The 20,889-nt window shown below is 61.5% G+C and carries 16 protein-coding genes and 1 tRNA gene; 6 read left to right on the top strand and 11 right to left on the bottom strand.

From position 1 onward, the window contains the following. Positions 1-25 precede the first annotated feature (25 nt). The 6 genes from BDD21_RS29025 to BDD21_RS10210 all read right to left on the bottom strand — a co-directional run bounded on the left by BDD21_RS29025 (position 26) and on the right by BDD21_RS10210 (position 6,169). On the bottom strand, positions 26-160 hold the full coding sequence (locus BDD21_RS29025; protein ID WP_281269124.1) for a hypothetical protein: 135 nt from the start codon (positions 158-160) through the stop codon (positions 26-28). Between the two features lie 275 nt (positions 161-435). Beyond that, positions 436-738 (bottom strand): hypothetical protein, encoded by a 303-nt coding sequence (locus tag BDD21_RS10225; protein ID WP_120797093.1) that lies wholly within the window; start codon positions 736-738, stop codon positions 436-438. Between the two features lie 17 nt (positions 739-755). Next, a complete protein-coding gene (locus tag BDD21_RS10220; RefSeq protein ID WP_342769600.1) occupies positions 756-1,265 on the bottom strand; it encodes an AIM24 family protein in 510 nt (169 codons plus the stop codon). A gap of 42 nt (positions 1,266-1,307) precedes the next feature. Beyond that, complete coding sequence (locus BDD21_RS10215; RefSeq protein WP_120797091.1) at positions 1,308-2,984, bottom strand: DUF6399 domain-containing protein; 1,677 nt, start codon at positions 2,982-2,984, stop codon at positions 1,308-1,310. A gap of 977 nt (positions 2,985-3,961) precedes the next feature. Continuing rightward, the gene (locus BDD21_RS27410; protein WP_147431044.1) at positions 3,962-5,128 is read right to left on the bottom strand and encodes a hypothetical protein; all 1,167 of its coding nucleotides are present in this window, start codon (positions 5,126-5,128) and stop codon (positions 3,962-3,964) included. Positions 5,129-6,093: 965 nt separating this feature from the next. After that, positions 6,094-6,169: transfer RNA gene (locus BDD21_RS10210), tRNA-Thr, on the bottom strand. Between the two features lie 238 nt (positions 6,170-6,407). On the opposite strand from BDD21_RS10210, the gene BDD21_RS10205 reads away from it, so the two are divergent. After that, a complete protein-coding gene (locus tag BDD21_RS10205) occupies positions 6,408-7,895 on the top strand; it encodes an FAD-linked oxidase C-terminal domain-containing protein (protein ID WP_120797090.1) in 1,488 nt (495 codons plus the stop codon). Next, entirely contained in the window at positions 7,895-8,950 is a 1,056-nt protein-coding gene (gene ruvB / locus BDD21_RS10200) for a Holliday junction branch migration DNA helicase RuvB (protein ID WP_120797089.1), read from the top strand. Before BDD21_RS10205 ends, ruvB begins: the two co-directional genes overlap by 1 nt. 255 nt (positions 8,951-9,205) lie before the next feature. Here the strand turns inward: ruvB and BDD21_RS10195 are convergent, their stop codons facing one another. The 4 genes from BDD21_RS10195 to BDD21_RS10175 form a co-directional block, all read right to left on the bottom strand. Continuing rightward, entirely contained in the window at positions 9,206-10,456 is a 1,251-nt protein-coding gene (locus BDD21_RS10195) for an ISL3 family transposase (protein ID WP_120795416.1), read from the bottom strand. Positions 10,457-10,952: 496 nt separating this feature from the next. Then, positions 10,953-11,396: a DUF29 domain-containing protein gene (locus tag BDD21_RS10185; RefSeq protein WP_120797087.1), complete on the bottom strand. Its 444-nt coding sequence runs from the start codon at positions 11,394-11,396 to the stop codon at positions 10,953-10,955. A gap of 23 nt (positions 11,397-11,419) precedes the next feature. Continuing rightward, positions 11,420-11,857 (bottom strand): DUF29 domain-containing protein, encoded by a 438-nt coding sequence (locus BDD21_RS10180; protein ID WP_245969899.1) that lies wholly within the window; start codon positions 11,855-11,857, stop codon positions 11,420-11,422. Between the two features lie 60 nt (positions 11,858-11,917). Next, positions 11,918-15,667 carry an efflux RND transporter permease subunit gene (locus BDD21_RS10175; RefSeq protein WP_120797085.1) on the bottom strand — a complete coding sequence of 1,250 codons (3,750 nt, stop codon included), beginning with the start codon at positions 15,665-15,667 and terminating at the stop codon, positions 11,918-11,920. A gap of 153 nt (positions 15,668-15,820) precedes the next feature. On the opposite strand from BDD21_RS10175, the gene BDD21_RS27405 reads away from it, so the two are divergent. The 3 genes from BDD21_RS27405 (at position 15,821) to BDD21_RS10165 (ending at position 18,491) form a co-directional block, all read left to right on the top strand. Beyond that, the gene (locus tag BDD21_RS27405; protein WP_147431041.1) at positions 15,821-16,003 is read left to right on the top strand and encodes a hypothetical protein; all 183 of its coding nucleotides are present in this window, start codon (positions 15,821-15,823) and stop codon (positions 16,001-16,003) included. Positions 16,004-16,237: 234 nt separating this feature from the next. Next, complete coding sequence (locus BDD21_RS10170; protein WP_120797084.1) at positions 16,238-17,290, top strand: FAD:protein FMN transferase; 1,053 nt, start codon at positions 16,238-16,240, stop codon at positions 17,288-17,290. A 559-nt stretch (positions 17,291-17,849) separates the two neighbouring features. After that, on the top strand, positions 17,850-18,491 hold the full coding sequence (locus tag BDD21_RS10165; protein ID WP_281269150.1) for a pilin: 642 nt from the start codon (positions 17,850-17,852) through the stop codon (positions 18,489-18,491). A 934-nt stretch (positions 18,492-19,425) separates the two neighbouring features. On the opposite strand, the gene BDD21_RS10155 is transcribed toward BDD21_RS10165, so the two are convergent. Next, entirely contained in the window at positions 19,426-19,776 is a 351-nt protein-coding gene (locus BDD21_RS10155) for a hypothetical protein (protein ID WP_120797081.1), read from the bottom strand. Positions 19,777-20,022: 246 nt separating this feature from the next. Between BDD21_RS10155 and folP the strand changes: the two genes are divergently transcribed. Beyond that, on the top strand, positions 20,023-20,865 hold the full coding sequence (folP, locus tag BDD21_RS10150; RefSeq protein ID WP_425470280.1) for a dihydropteroate synthase: 843 nt from the start codon (positions 20,023-20,025) through the stop codon (positions 20,863-20,865). Positions 20,866-20,889 lie beyond the last annotated feature (24 nt).

Here is a 20,889-nt window from a genome sequence, read left to right as displayed (position 1 = left end):
ATGACGGTCCTCTCAAGTTCCCAGGCTACCCCTGTGTGTACATGCCCCGCTCGTCGATCCCGGTGGTGTCCTCGTCGCTCGCCCTAGCGCTCCAAGGACTACAGCCTTCCGGCGCCTTGATGCCGTCGGCTTTCCCAAGCTCGCGCTCGGTTATCCTCATGGACCACAACCATATCTTTTCGGAACTCAGTCACGCGGCCTGCACACTCGCTACACCTGGCTTCATACACACCCTTGCGGGTTATGCACGCAGGTTCGCTACAGAGTCGGTGGCTAGCCGCCTCTCATGGGAATTGGGTCACCCCTCACCCACTGGGTAACGCTATCCAATTTCACGGTCTCCGTTCCGATTCCAAGGATCTGAATTTAACTTGACACGACAAGGCTCGATACCGGGCTCGTGGCTAGCGATTACCCGGACGGGGGTCCCACCCGCTAGAATACGCAGCCTTGCCAGGCCGCACTGTCCCTCCAATCACCGACTATCGGCTTAAATCCCATCCGAATCAGCGTGTCGTGCTCCCAGCCCTGCTTGGAGTAGATGTCGTAACCCCAGAATCGAAGTTGTTCTCTGGTTACCGTACAGGCCGTTCCCTCCTTCTTCGCATTCAGCACAGCGATACTCATCGCCTGATCGACGAACAGTTCGCCGAGACCAAGATGCACACAGTCGTCACACCACGTGATAAAGTCGCCGTTGAACGGATGTGTGGCTTTGGTAAAAGTTGGCTTGCGCATGTCTCGTGCGAGATTTATTAGAATGGGATAAGGAAGTTTTTCACGAACCTTATTAGACCGTTATCTGGTTTCCCTTTTTCGTCTGCATCAATAAGGACGGCATGAGATGTCAACGGTTTGAAATAAATGCCGCTGAAAAAGATATCGACTGGATTTAGCTGGGCTTTAATTTCAAAGTGAGCACTTCTATCCCAAGCTATTATTCTTTTTATTGGAACACTTGATGAAGTATCTAGCTGTTTAGATTTTCCTTTTGATAAAAATATTAATTTACCAGGACCAGTAGCGCAGCTATGAAAAACCCTACCAAAAACAAGCGATGGGAGTCGGAAACTAACAATCGTACTCAACTTGATCGGGCCGGCGATAGCAGCCAAGCTGGGATACTGAAATATAACCTGCTCGCCTTCTTTAAGATTCCACTCTATAAATTCCGAACTTCCGGTTGCACTTAGTTGTGCACCGGAGTCGTTCTCATCACCCGAAATCTCATTCATCGTGTAACACTGCGTTAATATTCTTGACAAAATAGCGCAACTCGGCCTTGTTCATTATCCCGTCCACCGCCCTCAGGCTGCGACCGGCATCAGATAGGGCAGTTTCGGCGGGCGTGGCCGTCGGCGTCGCGGTCGCGGCGGCAAGGGCACGCGCAGGAGGATCTGCTCGAACAGCGCGAGGTGTGTCCTCCCGAAGAAGCGCTCGGCGGCGGTCGTGCCGTCGGGGCGGCGGATGTGGAAGTTGTGCACGCCCGTGAGTGCGGCGAGCCTGCGGTCGCTCAAACGATGACGCCCGTGATGATGCAGCGACAGTTGGCCGTTGCGTCCTTCTACGCAGGAACTGCTGCGTTGGAACAGATCGGCGCAGGCGCCGGCGACCTGTTCGACCCGAGCGCTGTCCTCGGGCGCGAGACGCTGCAGCGGATGATCGGGTCGACGCAGCGCGTCGAGCAACGCGGTACTCACCGCCTGCACGCGGTGTCGGGTCTCGGCCGCGGTGCTGCGGGAGGCGACGCGCTCGAGGTAGATGCCGGGGATGAGCTGCTCGAGGACCGCCGTTTCCAGCTCCGGGGACAGCCCGAGGGCATCGACCCTGGCGCTCACGGTGGCGAAGAAGAACGCAAGCGTGGCGAGCCATTGCACGGTCAGGCGCTCGGCCTTCATGATGCGTTCGCGGGCGCGCTCGGGCAGGTCGGCGGCCTCGGCCAATCCCTTCAGGCGCGTCCAGACGTCGGTGAAGCGCGCCGCCACGCGCTCCACCGGCTGCGTCTGTCCATCCACCGGATCATACGGGTGATACAGCACACCGAGTTCGCGGATCAATTCACGCGCCTCGGTCTGCCGCTCCCGTGCGCGGTCGCGTTCGGCTTCGACGGCGACCAGCGCGCTCAGGGCGGCGGCAATGCGGGTCTCGAAGGCCGGTGGACGCCCGAGCGGGCGCGGCAAGCGCGCCTCGAACGCCTGCTGCGCCGCGCGCTCGGCCTCCCATCGTATCTGCGCGGCGGCGACGCCGGCTTCAGCCTGGCGCAGATCGCGCGCCAACGCCAAGGACGTGGCTTTGGAGAGTTCGTGTTGGCCGTGAAAGAGGTCCGGGGAGTGGTGAGCACCGAAATCCGTCTCGGCATGCCGACGCAGCGCCTTGGCCTCGTCGGCGGTGCTCTGGATGACCTCCACGGCGAGCCCCGTGCAGGCGCCTTGCAGCGCGGCCGTCCAGGTCGCCGCGGTGCGATCCGCGGCGTACTGCTCCAGGACAATGAAGTTCGACACCGGCTCGATGGTGACCAAGCAGATCCCCGGATGAAAGGTTTCGTCCTCGCACACCGTCACCGCACGCGCCGGCATGCCCTCGGCAAGCGCCGTGCGCTGCTCCGCGGCCACCGCGACCACGGCCGTTTCCAAGGCGACATTGAGCGCGTGCTGCGCGCCGTCGCTGACCCCGACGAAGGCCGACAGTCCGCTCAGTTCCAGAAACTCACTCACCAGCCGGGTGCCACCCGCCGCCCGCAAGGTGATGCTGAAATGCGCCGCAAGCACCATCCGATGCAACCAAGCGATCCCGTCCGGGGTGCGCGCGAAGGCCGTCAGGCCCGTCGGCGGATCCCCGCGCGGGACGTCCCCGCACCAGTCCCGCAAGGTACTGCGCGCAATACCCATATCGGTGGCCACAGCGCGTTGCGTCTCCCCCGCCGCCAGCCGCATCTCGGCCGCCGCGAGGTGCTCGGCTTGCTCCAAGCGTGTGCGCCGCGTCATGCGCCGATGCGCCGACCGGGTCTCGAACGTCCGGGTAGCGTCGCGCTCGCGCTTGGTCTAAAGTCAATCTCGGCAGGATCTTCGAACATCTTTCCGAACCCTCGGTGAGTTTGCACTTCCAAGGGTAAGAAATTTCGGGGGTCCTGCCAAATCCCCGCACACCGACTAACAAGCTCCGGACTCGGACTTGGAACCGGGTGGCCGCGGGTGGTTACCCACCCGCGGCTCCCACAGATCCGGACGTGCGGGACTACCGCATCCGGCTCCTCGGTTGAGCGCTCGCTGCACGACAACTGTCGCACACCCGATGGACCATTCAGCCCATGTCGCGATCTCCTGTCGTTCTGTTCAGATGGTCAGGTGACTCGATGTTCACGCCATCGTCCCTTCAGAAGGTGTCTCAACCGATCGGCCGCTTCCCTCCCATGGGTCCGCTCGGGTGCGTTCCCCACGCTCAACGGTACTATCAGCCGACTCTGACTGCTCAGTCGCCATCGCGCCGCACTTCGTTGCCTTCGCTTGGCGCTACCTTGCCGTCGGTCCTGTTCGCTCCCGTCGGCCGGACCAGCGCCGTCGGGCCGGGGCGGCTTCTTACGCGGTGCCCGCGCCGCGTCTCGGGCAAGGAGCAACTGAGCGCTCCCAGGTTCCTGGACGACCCGTGCGTACATGCCCTGCTCTTAGACCCCGGCGGAGTCTCGACATCAGGCCGTTACGATGCCGAAACTGTTGCCTTCCGGTGTTCCGAATACGTCGGCTCCGCTGAACTCAGTAACGGGGCTCCATCACACGGCCTGCACGCCCCCTGTGTACGCTTCGCAGGCGGGATCGCTCCCGCACCACACAACACTCGGTTCCGGTGGATGGCCACTCCTTACCGGCTCGGGACTTGCACCCGGTGGGTCGCAAAAAGGAGTTTCCGATTGGCTTATCCGTTCGCTATCTTCCTCTCCTTCCAGGCTTTGCCTGGCGCAACGGGACTATGAACAACGCCCGCAACTCCATTGCGGCACCTTAATCATTGGAGGACAGCCGCTTGCCTCTAATGTTCTAACAACATAGAAAATTTCTGTATTCAAAGGTGGGGTTGTGTATTCTTGGCCAACCAAGTTGATATTGCTTGCTAGACTTTGGCTCGATACTCTGTATTGTTTCGCTAAAGTTGCATGCAGCCCGTATTTTTTAGAAACACCAACTCGCGCAAAAACATAGAAAAAGCTTTTGACAGCGAGAAAGATAAAGATAACATTCGATAAAAGAGCGAGATGCGACAAAATCTGGACAACAAGTTCCTTAGCATTAAAGCGCTGTTTGGATGTCTCAAGGCTTTGCCGAACTTGTTGCTTGATGCTCTCTGTCTTTTTGCATACCAGGTCGTACCATGAGCAATCCTCAAAGGCGAGAGCGGACTCAGTCACTTGTTCTGCACTGTTGAATGCATGTTCGTTGATTCTTAGCGCGAGGTCGTTGATAAAGTTTCCCATCAAAAGTCCAGCTATTATAAAGATGCTTAGGGGGCTCCATAACGCAAGTGTTTTTAGTGTCGCAGACAATAACTTGCCCGGACTCAATAATGACAGGACTTCTGCGTTATCTCGGAAAGCTTTATATAACAGGTATACAGGCAGAGAGATTGTGAGCAATAAAAGTATAGATCGTGTTAGCCAAAAAAATAGAACTACCAGGTCCAATACAACTAAAACAGAAATAGCAAGACCAGCGATCGTCCAAAAGATCTTGTTTTCAAATCTTCGGAAAAAGAATATTACCGATATCGCAACTCCGCACATCACTAAGGGTACGAATATTAAACCCGAAATACCAGTATACGGGTCATAGTTTTGGTTTATCGCACTTACAAAAAAAGCGGGCATTATAAAGATAGAAGGCGCTAATGCAACAACGCCAAACCAGTCCTTGCGATACACTAGAGTCCACAACGAAAAAGGTAGAAGCAAAAATGCTGCAAAGACCAAAATGCTGTTTTTAATTAAATATTCATCTTCGCTTGCATCATGACCAAAAAAGCGCAACGCACCCCAGAGACCAATAACCAAAAAGAATAAAAAGCTAAAGAAAAGGTTAAGGTTCACTACCTGTGAAGGGCGATCAACCCGATTAACGGCTAAGACTTCGGTATGCTCCATGACGTTATTACTCTTTTCTTGATCTGGAAATGCTGCTTGGCCTGAATATTTGTTATTGAGCAGGTGTCAAGCAATATTTTCTTCGCGTAGGCTTGTATCCTCAGAGAAATCATGCCCGATTCACCCAATCCATCGAGCGCATGACGAAACACCCTAAGTGACTGGTCAAAAACCCTTTGGGCAATGGTTTACAAGCACAGCAAAAATTCGCAATGTTCAACGTCGCGGTCTGCATGTGCTTGGATGGATCGGAAAAAAATTCAGATCGCCCGTAAGACGGGCGACAGGTCGTTGCAACCTGGAGTAAGGCTCGGAAAACTGAAGACTGCGCGAATCGGCCCACGGTTCTGGTTCCTTGTGCATCCTGTACACCCACTACATCACGCGATTTCCGGCTGGACTGTCACCTACGGTGGTTGTCCAGACCGGATGTCCTTGGTCGATGCCTCATGATCGACGAGGTGGCCACTGTTGGTCAGCATCGGGGCCACATCAACCTAGCGTAGAAGAAGATACTTCCAAGTCAACATTTGGAGTGTGGAAAAGGTCGCAAAACTGACCTAGCGCAAGCCGGGTCTGCGGATCGTCAAAGTTGGGATTTTGAAGTCATCCTGCCGATGAGGCTGACGGTTGGCGTCTCGGTCGGGAAATCGGGACGAAGAATGGTGTCGCACGGGTTGAGGTTTGGGAGCCCTCACCAGGGTGGACATTCAGGCATGTTTTTGGGTTCGTAGAGACGTTCCGGGTGGATCCTTGACGACGGTCGCCCTGGGGGGCGAACGGCGTCTTGAAGGTCTTCCGGCGATTGTGAGGAGATGCAGCGTCGAAGGTTCGGACGCAGATGGTCGCGTGAGTTCGTGGGGGATCCGGCCGCTTAGGGCTGGCGAAACGGTAACCAAACGGCAACCAGCTCGGATCTTCACGAAAAACGGCCTATGCGCTAAACACCTAAGCCGTTGTTTTATTGGAGCTGGCGGACGGATTCGAACCGACGACCTGCTGATTACAAATCAGCTGCTCTACCAACTGAGCTACGCCAGCCATGCAGGATGCGCCCGAGTCCGAAGACCGGGCGATTTAGTCATTCTACAGTCAAGCACGACGGCCGCTCAATGAGCGCGAGCCCGTGAGCCCGTGAGGGAGCGTGCGACCGGCGACCGGCCTGGTAAGACCGGCTTCGAAGGCGCTGCGACCGAGCCGCTCCCGGTGTTTACTCGGAACCCGTCTGGCCCTAGGCTCCGCCTATTCCGAGGATGAGACAACGACTAGGGTCAACGTCATGAGTCTGATTCAACCGACCCGGATCGACTTCGAAGATCCCCAGCTTTCCGCGACGCGGGCCGAGATTGTTCGCGAGCTGCGGACCTTTCTGCCGTCGGATGCGGTGCTTGAGCAACAGGAGCAGGTGCAGCCCTACGAGTGTGACGGGCTCTCGGCCTATCGGCAGTTGCCCCTGCTGGTGGTGCTGCCGCGCACCGTCGAGGAGGTGCAGCGCATCCTGCGGCTGTGTCACGCACGGGATGTGCCGGTGGTGGCGCGCGGGGCCGGGACCGGGCTCTCGGGCGGCGCCTTGCCGCGCGGCGACGGGGTGTTGCTGAGTCTGGCGCGCTTTACGCGGATCCTGGACCTGGATCCGGGCGCGCGGACCGCGCGGGTCGAGCCCGGGGTGCGGAATCTGGCGATCAGCGAGGCCGCGGCACCTCATGGACTTTATTACGCGCCGGATCCGTCGAGCCAGATCGCCTGCACCATCGGGGGCAATGTCGCGGAGAATTCGGGCGGGGTGCATTGCCTGAAGTACGGGCTGACGGTGCACAACGTCCTTGCGGTCAAACTGGTGACGATCGAGGGCGAGCTGATCGAGCTGGGATCGAGCGGGCTCGACGCACCCGGCTATGACCTGTTGGCGCTCTTCATCGGCTCCGAGGGAATGCTCGGCGTGACGGTCGAGGTGACGGTGAAGCTGCTGCCCGTGCCGGAGCGCGCCCAAGCCATCCTCGCGGCCTACGACGACGTGGAGAAGGCCGGTCAAGCGGTCGGCGACATCATCGCGGCCGGGATCATCCCGGCGGGGCTGGAGATGATGGACGGGCCGGCGATCCAGGCCGCGGAGGATTTCGTGCATGCCGGTTATCCCACGGACGCGGCGGCGATCCTCATCTGCGAGATCGACGGGACCAGTCAGGAGGTCTCCGAGGAGGTCATGCGGGTGCGCGATCTGCTCTTGGCCAGCGGCGCGACCGAGGTCCGGACCTCGCGCGACGATGCGGAGCGGCTGATGTTCTGGAAGGGGCGCAAGGCCGCCTTCCCGGCGGTGGGCCGGATCTCGCCGGACTATTACTGCATGGACGGCACCATCCCGCGCCGCGCCCTGCCCGAGGTGCTGCGGCGCACCGCCGAGATGTCGCGCGAGTACGGGCTGCGGGTCGCCAATGTCTTTCATGCCGGAGACGGCAACATGCACCCCTTGATCCTTTTCGATGCCAATAAGCCGGGCGAGCTGGAGCGAACGGAGGAACTGGGCGGGCGCATCCTGGAGCTATGTGTGGAGGTCGGCGGGACCATCACGGGCGAGCACGGTGTCGGCATCGAGAAGATCAATCAGATGTGCGTTCAGTTCAACCCGGAGGAATTGGCGCAGTTCCACGCGGTGAAGGCGGCGTTCGATCCGAAGGGATTGCTGAATCCGGGCAAGGGCGTGCCGACGCCGAAACGTTGCTCGGAGTATCGGCAGCTTCCGGATCACTCGCATCGGCACCCGCACTGATGGCGAAGCCCGAACGTCTGATCAACGCCGACCCTGCCAGCGACGAGCTGGCGCTCGACCGCGCCATCCGCCCGCGCAAGCTGGAAGACTATGTCGGGCAGCCGGTCGTGCGCGAGCAGATGGAGATCTTCATCGGCGCCGCACGCGGCCGCGGCGAGGCGTTGGATCATGTGCTCATCTTCGGCCCGCCGGGACTCGGCAAGACGACGCTCGCGCACATCATCGCGCACGAGATGCAGGTCAATCTGCGCCAGACCTCCGGGCCCGTGCTCGAGAAGCCGGGTGACCTCGCGGCCATCCTGACCAATCTCGACGCCGGGGACGTGCTCTTCGTCGACGAGATCCATCGCCTGAGCCCCGTGGTCGAGGAAGTGCTCTATCCCGCAATGGAGGACTATCAGCTCGACATCATGATCGGCGACGGCCCGGCCGCGCGCTCGATCAAGCTGGATCTGCCGTTCTTTACCCTGGTCGGCGCGACCACGCGGGCGGGGCTCTTGACATCGCCCTTGCGCGATCGGTTCGGCATCGTGCAACGCTTGGAGTTTTACACCGCGGAGGATCTGGCCTGGATCGTCCGTCGCTCGGCACGCATCCTCGACATCGAGACCGAGGCGGAGGGCGCCGCCGAGATCGCCCGGCGCTCGCGCGGGACACCGCGTATCGCCAACCGGTTGCTGCGCCGGGTGCGCGACTTCGCCCAGGTCCGTGCCGACGGGCGCATCACCGCAGAGGTTGCAGACCAGGCGCTCGGCATGCTCAAGGTCGACGCCTTGGGCTTCGACCACATGGATCGCCGGCTGCTCGATGCCGTGATCAACAAGTTCGACGGGGGGCCGGTCGGCGTGGAAAGCCTCGCGGCGGCAATCGGCGAGGAGCGCGGTACCATCGAGGACGTGCTGGAGCCTTTCCTGATTCAACAGGGCTATCTGATGCGGACCCCGCGCGGGCGTGTCGCCACGCAGGCGGCTTATCTTCACCTCGGGCTCAAACCGCCGCGGACGGCCGTCGAGCGCGCCGCCATTCCGGACATTTTCGGTGTCGTCTCGGATTAAACCGCGCCCAGCGCAGTAGGCGGTGTTTTTGGATGGGATCGGCCCCGGCAGACTTGATGGCCGCTGGAGTTGGCGCGGTTTAAGAGATTAAAGAATAGATCATTTTGAACCGCGCCCCGGCTCTCCCGGAATTCAGGGAAAGCGCTAAAATATTTAAAAACATGACGTTGTAGTCATTTTGACCGAACACGTTGGTTGAAAATATCGCTGGACGCACCCCGTCCAAGCCATTTTTAAGCGGTTGTTTTTCATTGATCAGCGCGCGAAAACCCGATAACCGCACAGATCGAGGTACACCCTCTGGTAGAGCCGGCGCAGGTTGCTCAAGCCATAGCACCGCCGTTTTAATACTTTGATCTTGTTGTTGAGACCTTCGACGAAACCGCTCGTGTGTCGTTCGGTAAAATAATTGGTGATCTCGTCCCAATGACGGCGCAACGTTTTCAGGAAGGATTGAAAACACGTCATCTCGGCGTTCTTGACCCGTCGCATCCAGCCACTGAGTTTGCGCTTGGCCTGACCTTTGGACAGGGGCATGTCGTAGACCTCGGTGAGGGCTTGGCTGAGGGCATGAGCTTGCGCGAGTTGCGGGGAATAGGCGAACAACCGGGCGCGGATCCGCCGTTCCTCGGCGCTCAAGTCGGATTCGCGCTTGCGCAGGATCCAATGGACGTTCTTGAGCCCGCCGTACTCGGTTTTCGACAGGTCGCGCTTGAGCCGGCGCAGTTCTGTCTTGCGCAACGTCTCCACGGCGTCGCGATACAAACGCGCGACATGGAAGCGATCGGCGCAGATGGCGACGTGCGTGCCGAAGACGGCCTTGGCCGCACCGATGAAGCCGCTGTACAGGTCGGTGCACACGACGCGAACGGTGCGCCGCAAGGATTTTGGGATCGTGCGCAAAAACGCCTCGATGGTCGCGCGCTTACGGTCCTTGAGCACGGCGAGGATGCTCAGGGTGTCCTCGACCCTGGCGCTGACGATCACCACGAAATTGCCGTGGCCTTTGGTCAAGGCGATCTCGTCGAGCCCGAGCACGGGCAGCGCCGTGAGCGTCGTCCAGTCGATCTGGCTCGGGACGCACCGATCGAGAATACCGTCGAGGTGCTCCGGGGTGACGGCCTCCTTGTGCGCGACGTCTTCCAGGGTGCTGTTGATCAGGGCGCGCATCAGGCTGTGTTCGAACGCACGGGTGAAGCCGCTGCGCGGGTCGTACCAGTCCACCCGTTGGGTGGTGGTGGGATGATCCCGGCAATCGGGGCAGCGATACCGTTTGGGACGAATGAGAATTTCGGTGCGATGCTCGAAGATCGACAGATGGCGCAACCGCCGTTCTTCACCGAGTCCATGCGGCTCAGTGATGCGTCGGCCGCAGCTCCGGCACTGCGTGCCCTCCTCGGTGCTGTGCACATGAATTTCCAGCACAGCGGCGTCCGTGATCTCGACGCGGTCGATGGCGATCTGCGGCAGTCCGAGCAGGCGCAGGAGTTGGCTCTGGTCAATCATCGGTTTTCCATTGAGTTAAAAGCGTTCGAATGGAAGTTTACCAAGATTGGCTGCGTAGAACACTGATTTTACTAAACTTGGCGTTCCCTGAGATCCGGGAGAGCCCGCGCCCCCGCCAAGGGCTGTGGATGCACCAAACGTCGAACTCACTTGAAAATGCGTGCCGTAGGGTGGACAAGCGTAGCGCAGTCCACCGGCGCCGGCGCGGGGTTCGGTGGACTTCGCTCTCGCTCGTCCACCCTACCGGCTCAAGCCGCCGCGGACCGTTGCCGAGCATGCCGCCCTCCCGGACCTTTTCGGCGTCGTGTCGGAGTAGGGCGATTTCCGGGGATGGGCATCCTGGCCGTACGTGCCTCCAATTGCTTACCGGGCGACTAAAGTCGCCCCTACCTCGCCCCTACATCACCCCGACCTCGCTCCTACCTCTGCGTCGATGCGTTCCCGGAAATCACCCGCCCCACGGCGAATCGGGCCGGGGAAGCGCCGACCGACCGCGTCAGGCATCCGGCAGCCAATCCTCGTCGAGGATCTCTTCAAGTCGATAGGGACAGTCGATCGGAAAGACGGAGCGATCCAGATCGGTTTCGATGACCGTCTCCCGCACCGCTTTGCTATAGATTTTGGCCAAGGTGTCGGCGACCAAGAACGTCCGCAAGCTCGGCGACTGCTCCAGCAAGCGTTCGATCGCGGTCCGCTGGTGGTTGATGGTCAGCAGCCAGCTCTTGCCGCGCCGCTCGGGTTGATATCGGTATTTCAGCAGATGGACGAGCAGGACCTGAAGGCGGCTCAAGAGCTCCCGACGTTCGCTCGCACCCATGCTTTCGAGCTCCTCCGCGATATGCTCGACGTCGAGCTCACCGAGCCTGCCGTCGCGCAGCAGCCGAGCGTTTCGAAGCGCCCAAGCATGAAAGTCGCCGTCGTAGCTGACCGACTCGTTCATAGGATCTCTCCGCTCTTGTGTCTTCAAGACATCGGGGATTCCGGCAAGAATGCCTCGTCGAGCGCCTGATCCAGCCGGTAGGGGCAGGTCTCTGCGAAGGTCGCCAGCGGTCGACCTGTCTGCATCGCCGCGCTGCGTCTTGCGCGCTGATAGCTCTGCGCGAGCACCTGGAGCGGGTATGCGCGCAGGCTCGGGCTGTCCTGGATGGCGAGCTCGATCTGGAGCCGGGCATCGGTGATCGAATCGATCCAGCTATCGGAGCGTCTTTCGGGTTGATGCTGCCATTTCAGGAGGTGCAACAGCAGGCGCACGAGCTGACTCGCGATGGCCCTTCTTTCGCTCTTGCTCAAATCCTCCAACTCCTCGGCAAGGTGCTCGACATCGACCGCCTGCCAACACCCTTCCCGAATCAGCTCGGCGGTCTCGCGAGCCCAACGGACAAGATCCTGGTCATACGTCACGCTCAAGACGGATACCTCGACAAGAAGCTTCGGTGCATCGTCATATCCTACCGATTTCGATCAGCGATCGTCCGGGTCTTTAGGCTTGTCCGCGGTCTTTTTGGTCGCGCGCCTGGCCCGTGGCTTCTTGACGGTCGTCGCGTCGTCCGCAACCGCCTTGGTCGCCGCCTTTCTCGGTGCTCGCGCCGGCTTTCGGGCGGCAGCCGTGGATCGTTTCACGGCCGCTGGCTGCTTCGCCGGGTCGGCACGGGACTCGGCCACCGAGCCACCCGAGGCCGTGTCGGCTTGAGCGGCGGCGGCGTGAAGAGCCGGCCCCGAACCCTTACCCGAGCTGCCGGATCGGCGCTGTCGCAACCAAGCGAGGAGCTTCCCGACACCTTCGATCCCGCTGAAGACGACGCCGACCAGTGCGCTCCAAAGTCGGATCAAAACCGGTGTCCCGTCCGCAAGTCGCGCGCGGGCCGCAGCGGGCGCAGGTGTATCGAGCATCGGAACACCCTCGATCTCGCAGTAGCTCGCCGAAAGCGCCCGTTCTCCGCTTGCCGTCTCCACGAGATAAAACTCGCGACACAGGCTGATGCAGCCGAGCGGGATGACGATCACCGCCATCAGGGTCGCCACGCCGGCACCGAACAGTAGGCTGACAGCCATCCCCTGAAAGATGGGATCCTCGATGATCGCCCAGGCCCCGGCCATCAGGGTCAAGGAGGTGATGAGGATTGGGCGCATCCGGATCTCGGCGCCGGCGACCGCCGCCTCCTTCACGGTCTTGCCCTTGGCGACCTCGATCTTGACGAACTCCACGATCAGGATCGACTGGCGCACGATGATGCCGCCGAGCGCGATCAGTCCGATCATGGATGTGGCGGTAAACTCGGCGCCCATGAGGAGGTGACCGGGCACGATGCCGATCAGGGTCAAGGGGATGGGCGACATGATGAGCCCGGCAATCTTGAAGTTGCGGAACTCCCAGACGATGAGCCCGTAGATCAGCACCAACGCGGCGATGAAGGCGAGCCCCATGTCGCGGAAGGTCTCATAGGTCACGGTCCACTCCCCGGACCATTCGAATCCGGATTGACGATCGGTCAAGGGCGGTCCGATCAGACCTCGCGGCATCCCGCTGATCTGCACCCCGTCGGGGGCACGATAGCGCTCGAGACGATCCTCGACTTTGAGCATTCCGTAAATCGGCGCGCCGAGGCGACCCTCCATCTCGCCCACCACGTATTCCATCGGCCGCAGATCCTTGTGGTAGATGATCGGATCTTCCTGCTGCTGGACGAAGCGTCCCAGCTCGCCGAGCGGCACCTGTCCGCCCATCTCGGACTGGATCGGCAGGCTGGCCAGGCTGCCGATCTCGGCCCGGTTGGCGAGGGGGATCTGCAGGACGATATAGGTCGGCTCCTGGACGACGCCGCGCTTGACATCGCCGAGCTTGAAGCCGCCCATCGCCATGGCGAGGTTGCGATTGATGGCGTCGACCGAGATCCCCATCCGCACCGCCTTCTCGGCATCCACCGCGAAGCGCCAATAGCTGTAGGGCTCGGCCATGTAGCTGTCCACATCGACGATGCCCTCGACCTCCTCGAAGATCTCGGTCAAATCGGCCGCGACCCGGCGCCGGGTCGCGGCATCGGGTCCGTAGACCTCGGCCACGACGGTTTGGAGCACCGGCGGGCCGGGGGGCATCTCCACCACCGCAATCCGCGCACCCAGCTCGTGCGCCAGCGGGGTCAGCATCTCGCGCGCGGCAACCGCCAGGGCATGGCTGCCGAGCTTGCGTTCGTTCTTGTCCTTGAGCATGACCAGGAGATCACCCTCCCAGGGACGCTCGCGCAAATAGTAGTGACGCACCATGCCGTTGAAGTTGAAGGGTTGGGCCGTGCCGACATAGGTCTGGACGGCGGTCACCTCCTGCATGGTGCGCACCTTCTCGGCGAGTCGGTGCACGACGTTCGCGGTGACCGGAAGCGCGGTCCCTTCGGGCATATTCACGACGACGCTGAACTCGGGCTTGTTGTCGAAGGGCAGCATCTTCACCGGGACGGTCTGGGTGTAGAAGAGCACGCAGACACCGGCCGTGGTGAGGATGGTTCCGACCAGAAAGGCGATGCCGATCGTGCGGTTGTGGATCAGCGGCATCACCAACGGGCGATAGACGGCGCTGACCCAGCGGCGCGTCTTCTCTTCGCGTCGCTCCGCCTTTTCGAGCGCAGCAAGCCGGGGACGGACGCGCAGCGCGAACCAGGGGGTGAAGACGAAGGCGGCCACCAGCGAGAAGAACATCGCCGATGAGCCGAGCACCGGGATCGGCCGCATATAAGGCCCCATCAGGCCGCTGACCCAGCCCATCGGGAGCAAGGCGGCAATGATGGTGAAGGTCGCCAGGATCGTCGGGTTGCCCACCTCGTCGACCGCCCGCACCGCGGTCTCGATGGTCGTCTTGCCGCTTTCGAGCCAATGGCGAAAGATGTTCTCCACCACCACGGTCGCATCGTCGACCAGGATCCCGATGGCGAAGATCAGCGCGAAGAGACTGACTCGATCGATGGTGTAGTCGACCATCCAGGCCCACCAGATGGTCAGCAGGATCACCACGGGGATGACCGTGATGACCACGAAGGCCGCCCGCGCACCCAGCCCGATCAGACACAGGATAGCCACGATCACCGCCGCCTCGAACATCGCCCGCAGCAGCTCGTTGACCTTGTCGTTGGCGCTCTTGCCGTAGTTGCGCGTGACCTCGATCTGCACGTTCGAGGGGATGAGTGTCGTCTTGAGCTCCTCGACCTTGCCGAGGATCTGGCGCGCGACCGTCACGCCGTTGGTCCCCTGCTTCTTGGCGATCGCCACCGTCACGGCTTGTGCCCCGTCGGCGCGATGCTCGCCCACGTAGGCCGGCCCCGTGAAATGGTTAACCATCTGCTTGGTGTCCTGCGGGACATGCTCGACCGTGGCGATATCACGCAGATAAAGCGGATAGTCGCCGCGATTGCCGATCACCAGCCGACCGACATCCTCGGCATTGCGCAGGAATGAGCCCGAATAGACGTTGAAGGCGGTGTCGCCTGATTCGCTGACCCCCGTGGTCTGCTCGGAGTTGGCGGTGCGAATGGTATTGGCGATGCGATCGAGCGTAATCCCGTGCCCGGCGAGACGCTCCATCAGGACCTCGACGCGGATCTGATCCTCTCGTCCGCCGACGACGAACCCCTTGCCGACATCGGGCAGCGATCCGACCGCCTGGAGCAGATCGAGACCCAGCTTGCGCAGCTGATGATCCTCGACATCCTCCGACCACAGCGTGAGGGTCACGACCGGGACGTCGTCCACACCGACCGGCTTGACCAGCGGCATCTGCACGTCGGGAGGCATGCGGTCCATGTTGGACTGGAGCTTGTCGTGGACCTTGACGATCGAGGCGCCCATCTCCTCGCCGACCTCGAAGCGCACGGTCACCATCGCCGCCCCGCGCTGGGTGGCCGAGTAGACGTGCCGAACACCCTTGATCTCCTTCATGATCCGTTCGAGCGGATCGGTCACCAGACGCTCGACCTGTTGCGCGGAGGCACCTGGATACTGCACGAAGATGTCGATCATCGGGACCGAGATCTGCGGATCCTCCTGTCGCGGTGTAAACAGCAGACCCAGGATCCCGAGGAAGAGCGCGCCGAACAGCAGCATCGGCGTGACCGGCGTATTGATGAAGGTACGGGCAATGCGGCCGGAGAGGCCGAGCGGTTGAGACGCGTCCGCCGAGGACGAGGGCGCGGATTCAGGAGGAGGCGAGGCGATGGGATCGGCCATGAGTCACTACTCCCGTCGTCCATGACATTTATCTATTTTCTGAATAGGTTTTGCGAATCTAGCCCACAACCTCGTTACCAACAAGCGGCGTATTGACAGTGCGTTAGTGTTTGCTAAAGTACTGAAGTAATTTCACTCGCGTCTGAATCACTTTTGATCGCCATGTACATCGACAACCTCACGCTCGTCGGCATCGCCGTCGCCTCGACCTATCTGCTGATGCCGCTCTTGTTCCGTCGCGAGATGCTGATTGTCGAAAAAGACTCGGACCCGTCGGTTTCGGAGGTCCAGGGACACGACCGGAGTGTCGCGGCTCGGCCTTGCCTGGAGACGTGATCCTCCCCCCGCAACCGCGCGCCGGCACCCCCGGGATAGACGACTTGCAGTCGTCCTCTTCCACCGCTCGAACAGCCCATGAGATCGAGCCCAACTCAACCACCGCCGGTGCTCCGGAGCCGACACCCGATGCACTCCGGGACATCGGGGTTATGATGCACACCCCGGCCGACCGAGGCATCTCCCTGCCCTGTTTGGAGCATGCTGCAACGGCCCCCACCCGGAATTGATCGCATGCGTTGGAGCCCGTCAGCACAGATCCGAGCATCGACCTGCCTGTTCATGCTCGTCGCGGTTCTACTCGCGAGCGGATGCAGTGAACCCGATGCGCTCGTCGAGATCCATGGCAGCACCATGGGGACGACCTACAGCGTCAAGCTCGTCGAGCTGCCCCCGAACCTGACAGCCGATGCGCTGAAAGCGCAGCTCGATGCACGTCTCGACACCGTCAACGCCCTAATGTCGACCTATCGCCCGGACTCGGAGCTGTCGCGGTTCAATGCAAGCCGATCGACGGATTGGTTTCCGGTCGACCCGGAGCTGGCCGGTCTCGTCGCCCGCGCCCAATCCATCAGCGTGCTGAGCGACGGGGCCTTCGACGTTACCGTCGGCCCCTTGGTGAATCTGTGGGGATTCGGGCCGGATGCCCACCCGTTTCGGGTTCCTGACCAGCAGACGATCGAGGAGACCCGCGCACGCGTAGGCCACGACAAGCTCGACGTGCGCGATCAACCGCCGGCACTGCGCAAGGATCACCCCGAGCTGTATGTCGACCTGTCCGCCATCGCCAAAGGCTACGGCGTCGACCAGATCGCAGACCTCTTGGACCGGCTCGGCGTGAGTGCCTATCTCGCCGAGATCGGCGGAGAGCTCAAGGCCAAGGGGACCAAGCCCGGCGATCAACCCTGGCGCATCGCCATCGAGCGCCCGGAGGCGACTGCGCGGACCGTTTACCGGATCGTCGCACTCGAGGACGACGCCATGGCCACCTCCGGCGACTACCGCAACTTCTACGAGCAAGACGGACAGATCTACTCGCATACCATCGATCCAGCCACCGGTCGACCGGTCGCGCACGTCCTGGCATCCGTCACCGTCATCACCGAGGACTGCGCGACCGCCGACGCCCTGGCGACAACCTTCATGGTTCTCGGGCCCGAGCGCGGTCTGAACCTGGCCGAATCGCTCGGCGTCGGCGCATTCTTCGTCAGCCGCGCCGGCGAGGACTACGCACACTCGGCGACGACCGCCTTCGAGGCATCGGTCAGCGAGAGGGGTCCGCAATGAGTCGCCGCGAGCGCTGACTGGCGTGTGACGCTCGCCGTCGCATAACGTCCTTTCCGTCATCCTTTGTCCATCCGACGCCCGTGCGACCGAATCCGGCCACGTCGCTGAGGGGAGGTTTGGGTGGACAAGTGCAGCGCAGTCCACCAGCGCCGGCGCGGGGCTCGGTGGACTTCGCTCTCGCTCGTCCACCCTACCGGCCGGCCATTTGAACCATGGGGCACATCGAGCCGGCACACGCCCGCAACCTTGGTCGCATTCTTGCTGCACTCTGGTGCGGTGTCGCGACCTACCCCACGCGCCGAGCGGCCTTCCGAAGAACCGAGATCCGGGCGACGGCGTCAGTACGGCTTCCAGACCTTGTTCATACGACCGGCCAAAGGTAGCGCTCGCGATCGTCGCGAAGCGGAGAAACCCCTGGGATCGACGACTTGCAGTCGTCTTCTTCGACCGGCCTATCGGCCAGCGAGGTCGGCTCGACTCGACGATCTCGCAAACCGCGCTGAACGTGTTTTGGCCGGACTGATCGACGATCCCTGGTTTTACGAGGAGGCGGCACGACATGCGCGGACTGAATCGAATGAGCGGCAAGACAAGGATCCGGGGCTTCACCCTGATCGAGATCATGATCGTCGTCGCCGTGATCGGCATCCTCGCCGCCATCGCGCTGCCGGCGTATCAGGACTATACGGTTCGCAGTAAGGTCAGCGAAGGGCTCGGCTTTGCGTCGGCGGCCAAGGTCGACGTCGTTTCCGCATTCAGCCACGACGGCTTGCCGGTAGATGATTCCAAGGAGGTAGATGTCGGTAGCCAGTACGTCAAATCAGTCAAGATCGAAGCGGGCGGTAATATCAGAGTCACCTTCAACGACACCATCCCGCAACTCACGGGCAAGAGCGTGATGCTGGCTGCAACGGAGCGCGGCGGTGCGATCGATTGGTGTTGTTACAGCACGGATATCGAGGCACGGTATATGCCTGCGTCCTGTCGGGATGGCGAGAAGTGCGGAAGTCCTGATCCGAACCCGAACCCAACCCCAACACCAAGCCCTCCTCCCTCTCAGGAGCCGACGGAAGTAGAGAAAGAAAAGAATTGCCGTCCATTGGATAATGGCAAATTCTGCCAACGGCAGAACAATGACATTGGTTGCCCGCTCATATATCCGAAGCAAATTGCTCAAAGTCCGAATTGCTCTCTCGAATAATGCGAGTCAGAAACTCACCCCGATCGCGACGGTTCGACGACCGCTGCGCGCCATGGAGAGCGAAGCGAAGGCGCGTAGTCCCGGGTAGGGCGTGGGCGCGAGCGTATTGCCGCAGGCCTTAGTTTGTGCCGAGCCGTGCGAGGGGCCTCGATCATCCCTTCGCCCACAGCGGCCACCGAATGCGTCGTCAGGCCATCCTGGCCTGACGGAATCAGGGCTGGAAGCCCTGACGACGCAAGGATTGCCAGCAGCTGGACCAGACGATGGTCAAGGCCGTGCGAGGCACAACCAAACGTCGCCGGAAGTTGTGCTTCCTATCGTCAGCATAACCTACGGGTATGGAGTTTTCCGGTAATCCGCTCAGGTGATTTTCGGGAAAGGAGCTTCCGGCATGTCGTGCGAATTAATTCGCACCTGCAGCTCAACGCGGTTTTCGGGATGTCGCGCCGAGCCCGACCTCCCAGACCGCCAGGACGGCGGAAGAAGACGACTGCAAGTCGTCGATCCCGGGGGTGTCGCCGCTTCGCGGCGATTGTCGGCATCGCTTCCGGTCGGTCGGATGCAATGCCCAACTTGCCGGGCCGGCTTACGGTGGATGCCGCAGCCCGGTAGGGTGGACAAGCGCAGCGCAGTCCACCGAGCCCTGCGCCGGCGTTGGTGGACTGCGCTGCGCTTGTCCACCCTACCCGATTCGATCCGATCAGGGCGTCGGTTATGCCGAGACGTGCGAAGCAAGAGCAACCGTGGGCGGACGTTGCGCTTCCCATCGTCAGCGCAACCTACCGGGCCTGCCCCACTCCAACCCGATAAACCCATACCAAATCAGTTATTTTTATCTCCTTAAACCGCGTCCGTCACAGCCCTCATGGAATCCACCAACGGTGCATCCCGCTCGACCCTGGAGGATCGCTCCGGGACGCGGTTTAAGTGCGGTTTAAGTACAGGTCGGCGACAACCGTATCCGCTGATTCTCCCGCGGCTCGGCCCAAATCACCAGGCGGCACTCGTTGAAGCCGAGTGTGTAGACCAGCAGGTACTGTCCCGGATCCACCGTGAAGGAAAACGCCTGGTCGCGCCCGATGCGATAGATCTCCTGGCCGTCGAGATCGACGCGCATGGTGGCGAACCAACCCGCCAGCGATCCGTCTCGATAGAGCGTGATGTTTGCCGCTTCGGTTGGGTTGGTCACGGTCGGCAAGTTGCCCGACTGCCCACCCGTCGCACAACCCGCGACCAGCGCGATACTCGCGACGGCGCTGATCAAACCAAGCCTGACACTGCTCATTTCGGTACCCTTTCCGTTTGCTCGTCGACGCGGGCTTCGTTCCGGTCCCGGCCCGAGATCCCGATAGATGCGTGAGGCCGAGTCGGGGTTATCCTTCGAGGGAGATCCGCCGGAAATATCCGCAGGCGCAACCCGCCGAACGAGACCCGGCGGCGATGCTCAACGGCCGCGCAACGCGTCGGGATCATGCACGCATCCCCCGCGCAAGGTCAAAACCAATCGACCGGAGTCCGCCAGATGCATTGCATGATGAACAGCACGCCGCCGGGGCACGACACGCCCCCCCTCATCATGGGCATCCTCAACGTGACGCCCGACAGTTTTTCCGACGGCGGCCTTTACTCGGAAACCGCCGTTGCCGTGCAACACGCCCTCGCGATGATCGACGAGGGCGCCGACATCATCGACATCGGCGGGGAGTCCACACGGCCCGGCTCACAGCCCGTACCCGCTCCGGAGCAAGAGCGCCGGGTGATCCCGGTGATCCAGCGCCTGCGCGAATGCGTGCCGAGCAGCACCGCGATCAGCATCGACACCACCTCGGCCCGGGTCGCCGAGGCCGCGCTCGACGCCGGTGCCGATTGGATCAACGACACCTCCGCCGGACGCGACGATCCGGCCATGCTCGCCCTGGCGGCGGGTCGGGGCGTGCCGATCGTCTTGATGCATCGTCAAGGAATGCCGGACGTCATGCAGCAGAATCCGCGCTATGCCGACGTGGTTGCAGAGGTGCGCGCCTTTCTCGCCGAGCGTATCGAAGCGGCGTTGGCCGCGGGGATCGCGCAGGAGCGGATCCTGACCGATCCGGGCATCGGATTCGGCAAGACGCTCGAGCACAACCTCGCGCTGATGGCCGGGTTGGGCGAGCTGGTCCGCCTCGGACCGCCTCTGCTGCTGGGGGCAAGCCGCAAGCGCTTCCTCAGCACCATTTGTCGGGAGCCCGATCTCACCGCACTCATGCCCGCAACCTGCGCGACCACGACCATCGGTGTTCTGGCTGGAGTGAGGGTCTTTCGGGTGCATGATGTCGCCGGCAACCGCCAAGCGGCGGACGTGGCCTGGGCCGTGCGAAGAGCCGGCAGTCAGTAAGAAACGATTCAAAAACAACCGATC

The organism is Thiocapsa rosea (assembly GCF_003634315.1).
Taxonomy (GTDB): Bacteria; Pseudomonadota; Gammaproteobacteria; order Chromatiales; family Chromatiaceae; genus Thiocapsa; species Thiocapsa rosea.
Note: the sequence above shows the minus strand (reverse complement) of the source record. Positions and strands in the feature narration are given on the sequence as shown.

What these genes read in the sequence shown, in the direction of transcription:
- BDD21_RS29025 (WP_281269124.1), bottom strand. Translation starts at nt 160, where the DNA reads ATGAGGATAACCGAGCGCGAGCTTGGGAAAGCCGACGGCATCAAGGCG.
- BDD21_RS10225 (WP_120797093.1), bottom strand. Translation starts at nt 738, where the DNA reads ATGCGCAAGCCAACTTTTACCAAAGCCACACATCCGTTCAACGGCGAC.
- BDD21_RS10215 (WP_120797091.1), bottom strand. Translation starts at nt 2,984, where the DNA reads ATGACGCGGCGCACACGCTTGGAGCAAGCCGAGCACCTCGCGGCGGCC.
- BDD21_RS27410 (WP_147431044.1), bottom strand. Translation starts at nt 5,128, where the DNA reads ATGGAGCATACCGAAGTCTTAGCCGTTAATCGGGTTGATCGCCCTTCA.
- BDD21_RS10205 (WP_120797090.1), top strand. Translation starts at nt 6,408, where the DNA reads ATGAGTCTGATTCAACCGACCCGGATCGACTTCGAAGATCCCCAGCTT.
- ruvB (WP_120797089.1), top strand. Translation starts at nt 7,895, where the DNA reads ATGGCGAAGCCCGAACGTCTGATCAACGCCGACCCTGCCAGCGACGAG.
- BDD21_RS10195 (WP_120795416.1), bottom strand. Translation starts at nt 10,456, where the DNA reads ATGATTGACCAGAGCCAACTCCTGCGCCTGCTCGGACTGCCGCAGATC.
- BDD21_RS10185 (WP_120797087.1), bottom strand. Translation starts at nt 11,396, where the DNA reads ATGAACGAGTCGGTCAGCTACGACGGCGACTTTCATGCTTGGGCGCTT.
- BDD21_RS10175 (WP_120797085.1), bottom strand. Translation starts at nt 15,667, where the DNA reads ATGGCCGATCCCATCGCCTCGCCTCCTCCTGAATCCGCGCCCTCGTCC.
- BDD21_RS10170 (WP_120797084.1), top strand. Translation starts at nt 16,238, where the DNA reads ATGCGTTGGAGCCCGTCAGCACAGATCCGAGCATCGACCTGCCTGTTC.
- BDD21_RS10165 (WP_281269150.1), top strand. Translation starts at nt 17,850, where the DNA reads ATGCGCGGACTGAATCGAATGAGCGGCAAGACAAGGATCCGGGGCTTC.
- BDD21_RS10155 (WP_120797081.1), bottom strand. Translation starts at nt 19,776, where the DNA reads ATGAGCAGTGTCAGGCTTGGTTTGATCAGCGCCGTCGCGAGTATCGCG.
- folP (WP_425470280.1), top strand. Translation starts at nt 20,023, where the DNA reads ATGATGAACAGCACGCCGCCGGGGCACGACACGCCCCCCCTCATCATG.